Annotated in this window: 9 protein-coding genes, 3 pseudogenes and 1 other annotated feature; of the genes and pseudogenes, 9 read left to right on the top strand and 3 right to left on the bottom strand. The window is 59.9% G+C overall.

What is annotated here, in order from left to right:
* Positions 1-37: 37 nt before the first annotated feature.
* A complete protein-coding gene (locus tag QQK16_RS21340) occupies positions 38-256 on the bottom strand; it encodes a helix-turn-helix transcriptional regulator (RefSeq protein ID WP_368860149.1) in 219 nt (72 codons plus the stop codon).
* A gap of 238 nt (positions 257-494) precedes the next feature.
* Between QQK16_RS21340 and QQK16_RS18770 the strand changes: the two genes are divergently transcribed.
* Entirely contained in the window at positions 495-1,697 is a 1,203-nt protein-coding gene (locus QQK16_RS18770; protein ID WP_284198019.1) for a helix-turn-helix domain-containing protein, read from the top strand.
* A 178-nt stretch (positions 1,698-1,875) separates the two neighbouring features.
* On the opposite strand, the pseudogene QQK16_RS21585 reads toward QQK16_RS18770, so the two are convergent.
* Both QQK16_RS21585 and QQK16_RS18765 read right to left on the bottom strand, forming a co-directional pair.
* Positions 1,876-2,208: pseudogene (locus QQK16_RS21585) on the bottom strand (DUF7281 domain-containing protein); the annotation flags it as partial.
* A gap of 17 nt (positions 2,209-2,225) precedes the next feature.
* Positions 2,226-2,452: pseudogene (locus QQK16_RS18765) on the bottom strand (IS3 family transposase); the annotation flags it as partial.
* Positions 2,256-2,372: a sequence feature (AL1L pseudoknot), on the bottom strand. Its footprint overlaps the pseudogene before it by 117 nt.
* A gap of 117 nt (positions 2,453-2,569) precedes the next feature.
* On the opposite strand from QQK16_RS18765, the gene QQK16_RS18760 reads away from it, so the two are divergent.
* The 8 genes and pseudogenes from QQK16_RS18760 to QQK16_RS18725 all read left to right on the top strand — a co-directional run bounded on the left by QQK16_RS18760 (position 2,570) and on the right by QQK16_RS18725 (position 11,241).
* The gene (locus QQK16_RS18760) at positions 2,570-3,088 is read left to right on the top strand and encodes a hemerythrin domain-containing protein (protein ID WP_284198018.1); all 519 of its coding nucleotides are present in this window, start codon (positions 2,570-2,572) and stop codon (positions 3,086-3,088) included.
* Positions 3,085-4,281, top strand: coding sequence for an NnrS family protein (locus tag QQK16_RS18755; RefSeq protein ID WP_284198017.1), 1,197 nt, complete (start codon positions 3,085-3,087; stop codon positions 4,279-4,281). The genes QQK16_RS18760 and QQK16_RS18755 overlap by 4 nt, the downstream gene beginning before the upstream one ends.
* A gap of 204 nt (positions 4,282-4,485) precedes the next feature.
* Positions 4,486-6,669 (top strand): annotated as a pseudogene (locus tag QQK16_RS18750) (ribonucleoside triphosphate reductase).
* Entirely contained in the window at positions 6,632-7,384 is a 753-nt protein-coding gene (locus QQK16_RS18745; RefSeq protein WP_284198016.1) for an anaerobic ribonucleoside-triphosphate reductase activating protein, read from the top strand. Before QQK16_RS18750 ends, QQK16_RS18745 begins: the two are co-directional and overlap by 38 nt.
* A gap of 104 nt (positions 7,385-7,488) precedes the next feature.
* Positions 7,489-8,166, top strand: coding sequence for a Crp/Fnr family transcriptional regulator (locus QQK16_RS18740; RefSeq protein ID WP_284198015.1), 678 nt, complete (start codon positions 7,489-7,491; stop codon positions 8,164-8,166).
* 161 nt (positions 8,167-8,327) lie between these two features.
* Positions 8,328-9,494, top strand: coding sequence for an NAD(P)H-dependent flavin oxidoreductase (locus QQK16_RS18735; protein ID WP_308447082.1), 1,167 nt, complete (start codon positions 8,328-8,330; stop codon positions 9,492-9,494).
* Positions 9,495-9,579: 85 nt separating this feature from the next.
* On the top strand, positions 9,580-9,894 hold the full coding sequence (locus tag QQK16_RS18730) for a DUF2249 domain-containing protein (RefSeq protein WP_308447077.1): 315 nt from the start codon (positions 9,580-9,582) through the stop codon (positions 9,892-9,894).
* A 12-nt stretch (positions 9,895-9,906) separates the two neighbouring features.
* Complete coding sequence (locus QQK16_RS18725; protein WP_284198012.1) at positions 9,907-11,241, top strand: aldehyde dehydrogenase family protein; 1,335 nt, start codon at positions 9,907-9,909, stop codon at positions 11,239-11,241.
* Positions 11,242-11,413 lie beyond the last annotated feature (172 nt).

Here is an 11,413-nt window from a genome sequence, read left to right as displayed (position 1 = left end):
CCGCTTGATAGCCGGCTCACCTGCCCACCTATCTTCATTATTTCCCGCCTATGTCGGCACCCAATAGCTTTTCGGTTCTTGCAGCAGTACGCTCGGCAACCCAAGCCTGAACTACGACCGGGTCCCAACGTCTTGTTCTCCCTATCAGGTAGTGCGCCGGTGCCTGGCCATCGGCAATCAGCGTTTCGAGGGTTCGCTTCGAAACGTTGAGCAGCTCGGCCAGTTGCCGCGCCGTCAGGTGTGTGTGTGATTGCATCATGAGCCCAAGTTGTTGCAGGTCAGTGCAGTTTGACGGCGCGCCGTTGGCAACTCAATGCCAACTAAAAACATATATTGTTAAACTAGAGATAATTTTCTCTCTTATTTTCAATGCAATACGCTTAACATGGCCTTATACAGACCACCCCATTTGTAGAAAAATTACCGCCTGAGTCGTGCCAGAACCTCTTAAGTCACCCCTGCAAGATGCTCCCCTGCTGCGGGAGGCGAAGGCCATGGTGGTGGCAAGGCGGCCATGGCTCACCAAAGACCTGCTTTCCCTAGAAGCCGGCAAAGTGGTCATCACAGGGCTCTACCACCTCATGTGGTCGTCGACGCACGCCAATAGCGCGAAAAAACGGCTCGATAAAGCTGCAACGTATGACCCTAGGCAGGTCTGCCACCTTCCACACCGTCTTGGGAGTTCCGATTTTTCAACCGAAGTTGAGGTACTTGGCAGGGCGCTGCTCAGCCTCCCGGAAAGCCGCCGAAACTTAGGCATGTCTGCGAAGCAATTCCTGTCGCAGCATGAAAGAAACGACGTACACGGCAGTTGTTTCGTTCCTCTGCCTGGCATGGCACCACCCGACTTGGCCAAGTCGGCGTATGCGTACCTATTTGATAAAGCAGCTCCCGCAGCGCCGGTAGATGGTGATACGGTAGCCGCTCTTGCATGGCTGGGTTTATCGTTCTTGGGACTTGCCCGAATGACGCTGTGCCGGTTTTGCCCACGATGGGCATTTCCTGGAACTGGCGTCTGCCCCGCGCATAGTCAGGCTGTTGTTACCGACGGCACCGCTTCCGAGAAAGCCGCCCGCTTCCGATTTGCCCGCCAGGTTGGTGAGCATTACAACTACTATCAGCGCGATATCCCGAAATTTGTACCTATCAGCAACGAGAATGTATGCGCGTACATATCGCGCCTGCTGTGGTCCACCGTGCTACCCGACGAGGAAAGAACCGCTCGGGCAATCAAAGCGCAAATCCGGCGAAGTGTCCTTCTACAGGACTGGGTTGGTGGAGATTTCAGCAACTTGAAAAGCCAGCATTTATACATCCGCCTGCGTCAAACCATTGATCCTTTCGAGTACCGCCCGCGGGTCTGGCGTTGGAAGCTTCAACGGTTGAGATTATGGCTGACGTATGCCGATATGGTGCAGTGCCAACCGCGAAAGAAGTCTAGACGTACGCGCGACCGCATTCGGACTGCGAGTGAACTTGAGTCACTAGGCTATACCCAATCCGAGATTGCCAAGGAGCTTGGTATTACGCCGGCCGCAGTTTCACTCTGGCTAAAGAGATCGGGCCACAGCACCTTTGAGGCATTGCTTCGTTCGGTAAATGAGGAGCAGCTTCAGTACACCTTGCGTAGTGTCCAAGCGTTTGAAGCAAAGCTCCTGGCTGGCTACAGGCCAAACTTTTCTGGAGTACGTCGCTAATCGTTGCTCCTGCACAGCGCTTCCTGGGGGAGCGCATTTTTGCTACCCAGAACAAGCTGCCAAAGCCGTTGGATATCAGGGTTGGTGAGCACTCGATGGTTGTAACGGAGCCTGCCAATTGGCTACTGAAGCGGTCATGCAACCTGAACTTCCCTAGCAACGCTCTCAGGATCTCATCACTTGGCGCCAACACCCCGGACAAGTTGGGCAATCTCGCGGCGATCGCCAGTCCGGCGGAATCGTAATCGGGCGTGGACCAAACAGGACGACCATAACCTTCAAGAAAGCGATGAGCAGCACTAGTCGTTGAATTTGAGGAACCGCCGCGCCACATGATCAGCGGGTTACTGGAGACACGACTGATATCAACCTGAAGGTCATCGATGCGCTCAAAGGTCTCCCAATTCTCAACGAGAACCACTTCGTCATGCTGAAGGTTATCGATAGCCTGCTGATATCCCCATTCCAGATTGGCGCCCAGAGGAAGGAGCAGGGAACCTCCACACACCATCAATGGCTTTTCTTGGATAGACGGGCTGCGTGACGACGATAGCCCGACCGAGCGACCTGCAAGACCTTGCAGATCGGCTCGACCCCAAAGGTCTCCCGGTGTGCGTCGACAAAGTTCCTAAGGATTTAAGTCAGCGGTCGAGCCCCACCTAAACAAAAAACGCGCTGGCCAGCTTGAGAATCTCGTAGGCACGGCACAACTCCTTTACTTCGCGTTCCGACTCCTTGAGCCGCCGTAGCTCGGCTGGGTAACCTGCCCTGGCGGGCTGTTTGGCAATCTGCCGTTTCCTTGATCGCTATCAGTTCGCTCCTACGTGATGACTGCCACAATGCAAGCATTCCATCTCATCAGCAGGCTTGCCATGCTAAATCTCGGAAACAGCGCCGCACCTGGGTTTGACGACCCCATTGCTTTGCTGATTGCCTGCCACGACAAGGTGCGGCGGTTTGCAGCGCTCAGCCTGCGGCTGGATCAGCATTTGCAGCAGAAGGGGCAGGATAGCGAGGCGGCCAGTGCCGCCAGCAATATCTTGCGCTACTTCGACGTAGCTGCGCCGTTGCACCATGCCGATGAAGAGGAGGACTTGTTCCCTGCCCTGCGGCAACTGGACGATGCCGGGCTGAACACGGCCATGGCCAAGCTGGAGGCAGAACATGATGAACTGGCTGCATTATGGCGTGCGGTGCGCCCTTGGCTGGAGACTGTTGCCCAGCAAGGTCTGCCGGTTCGGCCGGTAGAGCTGGATGCTTTTGCGCAGCGCTACCCTGCGCATGCGCAGAGAGAAGAAGACGAGATTTACCCTGCCGCGCACCAGTTAAGCGCCCAGGTGCTGGCGCAGATGGGTGAACGGATGCGGGCACGCCGGGAGTATGCGGTATGAGCCTGACTGTATTTACTGTCTCGCCACAGCCGTCGTCCTGGCGCCGTCTGTTGCAGGTGCCGCATCGACTCTATTTCAGCGCTGGCGTGCTGGCCATGCTGGGCCTGGCCGCCTGGTGGATGCTGCGCCTGCTGGCACCCGGCAATGAGGGCTACCCTGCCATGCTGGTGCATGCGCTGCTGATGCCTTTGGGTATTTTTCCGTTATTCATGTTGGGCTTTATCTTTACGGCCGGGCCGCGCTGGCTGAATGTCGAGCCGGTGGGCGGCCATGCGCCTGCTGCGATGGCTTATCTGCTTGGCCTGCTATTGGCGCTGCTGGGCTTTGCCCGAGGCGGGAGCTGGCCTACCGTCGGCTTGCTGTTGATGCAACTGAGCTGGAGCATTGCCACCTTGCGCTGGCTGCAATGCATCAACAAGAGCGCCGCTCAGGACAAGCGCCATGCAGTACGGTTGTTCTGGGCCATGGCAGCCGGGGCAATGTCCTTGATGCTGGCATTGCTGTGGGTGCGCTCAGGCGAGGGGGTATTGTGGTGGTGGTGCCGGCAACTGAGCCTCTGGGGCTTTCTGCTGCCGGTATTCTTGATTGTTTCGCACCGGATGATTCCTTTCTTCACCCAGTCGGTGCTGCCTGAGCGTGCGCCATGGCGGCCCAATTTCCTGCTGGATGGCTGGCTGCTGCTGTGCCTGGCGTTGGTGCCTGCCGGCCTGTTGGGCTGGCCACTGCTTGAGGCGGCGCTGGCCTTGGGCCTGTCGGCCAGCCTGGCCTATACCAGTTGGCGCTGGGGTTTGTGGGCTAGCCTGGGCAATCGCCTGCTGGCCATGCTGCATCTTTCGTTTGCCTGGCTGGCGCCGGCCTTGCTGTTACAGGGCCTGGCCGCCTTAGGCGTGCCGGTGGGGGCGGCCCCCGCCCATGCGCTCGGCATGGGCTTTTGCTGCACCATGCTAGTGGGGTTTGTCACGCGTGTCAGCCTGGGCCATAGCGGCCAGCAGTTGCAGGCAGACAATCTCTATTGGGCCATCTACCTGGGCCTGCATACGGTGGCTTTGCTGAGGGTGCTGGTGGCGGTGCTTGCCGGGCCTGCTGCCTGGTTGCACCTGGCCTCGGCAAGCTGGCTATTGCTGATGCTGGCATGGGCTTGTCGGGTATTGCCGATCTACTGGCGCGCCAGGGCTGACGGCAAGCCAGGCTGAGCGCTAAGAGCATGTTCAAAGGATTGTTCCGTAGCTGCGCTGCGTCCACGGCGCTACTTCTTGCCGGCCCTATGGGGCCGGTTTTTTTGGCTGACGGGCCGGGGTCTTGATCCTGGTCAAGCTTTTCAAATAAGCCCGGCAACACCCTGCAAAAACACAATATCTAGTGCCAAACTGGCTGCATGACTACTAGATGGAGTGTTTATGTCGATCCTGCAGGTAATGAAGCGTGATGGCCGGCTTGTTGAGTTCGATGAGCGCAAGATTGCCGCTGCCATTGCGGCGGCGGGGCAGGCAACCGGCGAGTTCGACAAGTCGGTGGCAGATCTGCTTTGCCGGCATGTCTGTCAGAATCTGGCTGGGCAGCCCTGCCCTTCCATCGAGACCATACAGAATACGGTAGAAGAGGCGCTGGTGGCGTCTGGCTGCTGGCGCACTGCCCGTGCCTATATAGTCTACCGCGAACAGCATGCCCGCCTGCGCTCCTTGCAACATACCCTGGTGGATGTTGAAAGCGCCATGGAGGAGTATCTGGATCAGCGCGACTGGCGGGTCAATGCCAATGCCAACCAGGGCTATAGCCTGGGTGGGCTGATACTCAATGTTGCCGGCAAGGTGACGGCCAACTACTGGCTTAACCATGTCTATAGCCCCGAGGCGGGCCGCGCCCACCGCGAAGGGGATTTGCACATACACGATCTCGATATGCTGAGCGGCTACTGCGCAGGCTGGTCTTTGCGGCAGCTGCTTACCGAAGGTTTCAATGGCGTACCCGGCAAAGTAGAGGCCACACCACCCAAGCATATGTCGGCCGCCATAGGCCAGATTGTCAATTTTCTGGGTACGCTGCAAAACGAATGGGCGGGGGCGCAGGCCTTCTCCAGCTTCGATACCTATATGGCGCCCTTTATCCGCCGCGACGCTATGCGCTACAGCGAGGTGAAGCAGGCCATGCAGGAGCTGGTCTACAACCTCAACGTCCCCAGTCGCTGGGGCACCCAGACACCGTTTACCAACCTGACTTTCGACTGGACCTGCCCGGCCGACCTGCGCGAGCAGATACCGTATGTAGGCGGTGAGGAAATGCCGTTCAGCTACGGCGATCTGCAGGCCGAAATGGACATGATCAATCGGGCCTACATCGAGGTGATGATGGCCGGGGATGCCAAGGGACGTGCGTTTACCTTCCCCATACCCACCTACAACATCACCCCGGATTTCGATTGGGACCACCCCAATACCGCCTTGTTGTTCGAGATGACGGCCAAGTACGGCCTGCCCTACTTCCAGAACTTCCTGAACTCGGACCTGGAGCCGCACATGGTGCGATCCATGTGCTGCCGCCTGCAGCTGGATCTGCGGGAGCTATTGAAGCGCGGCAACGGCCTGTTCGGCTCGGCCGAGCAGACGGGATCGGTCGGCGTGGTCACCGTCAACTGCGCTCGATTGGGTTATATGCATGCTGGCGACGAACGTGGCCTGCTGCTGGCGCTGGACAGGCTACTGGAACTGGGCCGCGATGTGCTGGAGGTAAAGCGCAAGGTGGTGCAGCGCTATATAGACCAGGGTCTGTATCCCTACACCAAGCGTTATCTGGGCACCCTGCGCAATCATTTCAGCACACTGGGGGTGAATGGCATCAATGAGATGATCCGTAACTTCAGCCAGGATGCTTACGACATCACTTCGCCGCAGGGCCATGGCATGGCGCTGCAATTGCTGGACCATGTACGCAGCCGCATGACAGAGTTTCAGGAAGAAACGGGCCATCTGTACAACCTGGAGGCCACGCCGGCCGAGGGCACCACCTACCGCTTTGCACGAGAGGATAGGAAGCGCTGGCCGCAGATACTGCAGGCGGGTACGGCGGAGCAGCCGTACTACACCAACTCAAGCCAACTTCCGGTCGGCTATACCGACGATCCGTTTACCGCACTGGCCATGCAGGAGGCCCTGCAAAGCCGCTACACCGGCGGCACGGTCCTGCATCTCTACATGAACGAGGCGGTATCGAGCGCAGAGGCTTGCAAGCGCCTGGTGCAGCGATCTCTGGGGCAGTTCCGCCTGCCCTATGTGACGGTCACCCCAACCTTTTCCATCTGCCCCAAGCATGGCTACCTCAGCGGCCATCATGAGTTTTGCCCCAAGTGCGATGCAGCCCTGCTGGCACGCACAGAAGCCTGTTGTACCTGATCCATCACCCAAGGAGAACACATGAACAACGCAGTCGCAGAACGCACTCAAACCACCCTGGACGAACAACAGCGTACCCGTTGCGAAGTCTGGACCCGTGTAATGGGCTATCACCGTCCGGTCAGCTCGTTCAATACCGGCAAGCAAGGGGAGTTCCATGAACGCCGCTTCTTCACCGAACAACAGCCTGGATAGGGCCATCGGCCTGTTTCATCAGGTGGCTCCCGGGCCGGCCCTGGTCGGCCCGGAGGAGCCCGCCGTGGCGGGGCTGGTGCCCTTCTCCAGTGTGGATTGGCCGGGGCATCTCAGTGCCGTGGTATTTATCGGCGGCTGTCCCTGGCGATGTGGCTATTGCCATAACCCGCACCTACAGAGCCGTCGTGCCCAATATCACTGGCCGGCACTCTGCAACTGGCTGGAAACTCGCCGCGACTTGCTGGATGCCGTGGTGTTTTCAGGGGGCGAGCCGCTATCGGAACGTATGCTGCCGCAGATGATCGCGGCAGTCAGAACCATGGGTTTCAAGGTGGCGTTGCACACGGCAGGTATTTACCCGAACCGGCTGGCTGAGATACTGCCTGAGCTGAACTGGGTGGGGCTGGATATCAAGACCCACGCCAAGGGCCATGATGCGCTGACCGGGCGTGAGCGCAGCCACGCGCCGGCGGCCGCCAGCCTTGAGTTGATGCTGGAGTCGGGCGTCCCCTTCGAGTGCCGCACCACCTGGAGCCCGGCTTGGCTGAGTGAGGCCGAGCTGCTGGCCCTGGCGCAGGATCTGGCAGCGCGTGGCGTGGTGCAGTATGCCGTGCAGAACTACCGCGTCAAACCCGATATTGCGCCGACTGCCTGGCTGAGTACGGCTGCCAGACAGCAACTGCAGAGCTGGTTCCGCTGCTTCGAATACCGCTGACGGGTGGCGACCCTGCCCAATCAGACTAGCTCTTCTGGCGGATTCCGACGGATACCCGGCGGGCTTAGCATGGGGGCATTCTCACCTGCTTGAACAGGTACATCATGGCCATCAAACTCGACATCGAAGCCCTGCTGGCGCATCTGCCCCTGTTTCGTAGCCTGGACAAGACCCAACTGGTGCTGATGGCCCAGGCCAGCCAGGAAGTACGGGTCGCCAAGCATGGCTTCGTGTTTCATCGCGGCGATGCAGCCAGCGGGCTGTATGTGGTTGCCGTGGGCGGGATCAAGCTGGCCATACCGTCAGCCAATGGTCAGGAGAAGGTCATTGAATTCTTCAGCCCTGGCCAAGCCTTTGGCGAGGCGGTGATGTTTCTGGACAAGCCCTATATGGTGCAGGCGCAGGCGCTGGAGGACACGCTGCTGCTGTGGATAGACAAGCAGGACATCTATGCTGCCATAGACCGAGACCCCTCCTTTGCCCGGCGCATGCTGGCCGGCCTGTCGCTACGCCTGCATGCGCTGGTGCAGGATATAGAAACCGTCAACCTGCAGAACGCTTCGCAGCGGGTCATCAGCTACTTGCTCAAGCAGCCGCGCGAAGGGGAGCATGTGCAGTTCCCATTCAACAAGAATGTGATTGCCTCCAAGCTGGGGCTCACCCCCGAGACCCTGTCACGCCTGCTGCACCAACTCAACAGCAAGGGCTATATCGCCGTCGATGGGCGGGATGTGCATATCCTGGATGTGCCGGGGATGGAAGCGCAGCTCTACGGGCGTTGATGGTCCGCCCAAGCAGGCCATTATTGCGCCACAAGAAAAAGCAAGCGATTGATTGGTAACGACTTATTCGATTAAACCACCCTATCCACTTGATCAAGCTCAAGGCGGCAGGTGCGCGCGCAGCTTAGGCTGGCGCCACTACTCAACCGGGGCAATCAATGATGTGGTTCAACTCATTCAAGCTGGCAGGCCGCGAACTGCTACCCATAGTGCAAGGCGGCATGGGCGTGGGCATCTCTGCTCATCGACTGGCTGGTGCCGTGGCGGCGCAGAATGCGCTGGGCACCATAGCCAGCGTGGATCTACGTCATCACCATCCCGATCTATTGGCGGCTACCCATCGCTGCCGCGATCACGCGCTTATTGATCAGGCCAACCTGACTGCACTGGACCGCGAGATACAGGCGGCACGCAGGCTGGCCCAAGGCAAGGGCGCCATTGCAGTCAATGTCATGAAGGCTGTACGCGAGCATCCGGCTTTGGTCAGGCAGGCTTGTGAAAGCGGCGCCGATGCAATCGTGATGGGCGCCGGCTTGCCGCTGGACCTGCCCGAAATGACTGCCGACTATCCCAAGGTAGCCTTGATCCCCATCCTGTCGGACGCCCGTGGCGTGGGTATCGTGCTGAAAAAATGGCTGAAGAAAGGCCGGCGGGCTGATGCAGTGGTGATAGAACACCCTGGATACGCCGGTGGCCACCTGGGCGCGGCAAAGCTGGCCGAGCTGCGCGACGAGCGCTTTGATTTCGAGCGGGTGCTGGCTGAATGCCATGCCCTGTTTCAATCCCTGGCACTGGGCAAGGATGCTCCCAGGCTGATTGTGGCAGGTGGCGTGGATAGCCACGAGAAGGTACGGCGCTGGCTGTCGAGTGGTGCCGATGCGGTACAGCTGGGCACGGCCTTTGCCGTGAGCGAGGAAGGCGATGCCCATCTGAACTTCAAGCAGACACTAGCTGATGCCGATCCGGCTGAGCTGGTGGAATTTGTCAGCGTTGCGGGCCTGCCCGCCAGGGCCGTGGCCACACCCTGGCTCAAGCAGTATCTGCGCCGCGAAGCCAGCCTGCAAGCAAGCGCCCGCGCCGATGCACGTCGCTGTACCCAGCGCATGGATTGCCTGAGCCAATGTGGCTTGCGTGACGGCATCAGCCGCATAGGCCAGTTCTGCATCGACCTCAAGCTAGCGGCTGCGGTGCGTGGCGAGGTCGACAAGGGCCTGTTTTTCCGAGGAACCAGCAAGCTGCCCTTTGGGCAGGCCATCCGACCGGTCAGCGAGTTGATCGACTACCTGCTGCATGGGCGCTATCCGGCTGCCATCGGCCAGCCGGCCTGAATACGGTTTGCTTGTCCTTGCTCAAGGCGGCGGCCAGCGCCGCTTATTACCATCAGCGCATCCTAACCACTCGATGGAGACCATCATGTCCGGTATCGTCTGCGAGCAGACTTTTCTATTCGACGCACGTGGCGTCGCCAAGCGCTTCCGCCACGCCGCCATCTTTGGTGCACTGGAAGCCTTGCGCGAAGGCGAGACCATGCGCTTCGTCAACGACCACGATCCCCTGCCCTTGCTACAGCAAATAGGCCAACGCTACCGGGATCAGGTACGTGTGCAATATGTCGATCACGATGCAGCTCATGTCGTCATCGACTTTTCGGTTCATCCGGCCGAGCAGCAACGCTCGGAAGGTGGCTGTGGCAGTAATGGTGGCGGTTGCGGCTGCAGTGGGTCGTAGTGGGCTGTGCCCATGACAACACACCACTTTGTCTCGTGCGACCCGCGCACTGGCGAGATTTTTGGCGAACGCCCGCATTGGTCCATGGGCCAGCTGCAGGATGCACTTGCGCTCGCCACGGCAGCCAGCCGGCGCTGGATGCATACCGACGCCACACAGCGCAGTGAACGATTGCTGGCCTTGGCTGAGGCATTGGAACGCGCCCTACCCTCGCTGGCGTGCAGTATCAGCCGGGAGATGGGCAAAGGTCTGCTGGAGGCCGAGGATGAAGTTCTGCGCGCTGCCAAGTGGTGCCGCTTTATGGCACAACAGGCAGCAGTGTGGCTGGCAAACGAGCACAACGACACCGGCCAGATACTGCGCAGACCACTGGGTGTGGTACTGGCAGTGACTCCCTGGAACTACCCGGTGTGGCAGATGCTGCGCCCGTTGGCCGCCGCCCTGGCTGCTGGCAATGCCGTGCTGATCAAGCCGGCCTGCAATGTCGCACAGACCAGCGCGCTGGTTGAGACACTATGCCGTGACGTGCTGCCAGCCGGCCTAATGCAATGCCTGTGGGTGGATGAACTGGGTACCCATGCGGCACTGGCCAGCCCAACCGTGGCCATGCTGGTGTGTACCGGAAGCGAAAACACCGGGCGGCAGCTTGGCGCCCTGGCGGGCCACCATCTCAAGCCCGCCGTGCTGGAGCTGGGCGGCAACAATGCCTTTATCGTGCTGGATGATGCCGATATAGACGCCGCAGCCGGCGCCGCAGCCGAAAGCCGCTGTGTGAATGCCGGGCAAGCCTGCACGGCAGCCAAGCGCTTCATCGTCCAGCAAGCAGTGGCTGCTGCCTTTACGTCCGCCCTGGTCGAGGCCATGGCGTCGTATCGCTGCGGGGCCGCACTGGCCCCCTTGGCGCGTGCTGACTTACGCCACAAGCTGGGCCTGCAGGTCGATGCCAGCCTGGCAAACGGCGCTCGCTGCCTGTTAGGCGGGCAGGCAGCGAGTGGGCGTGGTTATTATTATCCTGCCACCGTGCTTGCCGATACCAGGCCCGGCATGCCGGCGTTTGACGAGGAGCTGTTTGGCCCGGTTGCCGCGATCAGCGTAGTGGAATCGGCTACCGTAGCGGTGCAGCTGGCCAATGCCGCACGACAGCAACTGGCGGCCAGCATCTGGAGTGCCGATGCGCCTCGCGCACAATATCTGGCAGGCCAGCTGAAGGCTGGCATGGTTTGCTTCAACCGCCGTCCCAGCAGCCGGTTTGAGCTACCATTTAGTGGCAGCGAGGCATCGGGCTACGGCAGTACGCTGGGTCGCGACGGTTTGCTGACGTTTACCCGTCCTGTAGGCTGGATGTGAGCCTGCTATGGACTTGCAGCATGCAGGGGAGAGACGAGGCAGGCGCCAGTGACACGCTGGGGCCGGACGTCTGTGCAACCTGAAACAGCAAACACGCCCCTGATTTATTCGCCCCCCAGCTCTCACCGCCACGATGGAAATCCACCTTGCATACTGCGTGGGGGCGCCTCGC

Source organism: Chitinimonas prasina (genome assembly GCF_030160395.1).
Taxonomy (GTDB): domain Bacteria; phylum Pseudomonadota; class Gammaproteobacteria; order Burkholderiales; family Chitinimonadaceae; genus Chitinimonas; species Chitinimonas prasina.
The sequence above is the reverse complement of the archived record's forward strand: the minus strand, read 5'-3'. Positions and strand labels throughout refer to the sequence as shown.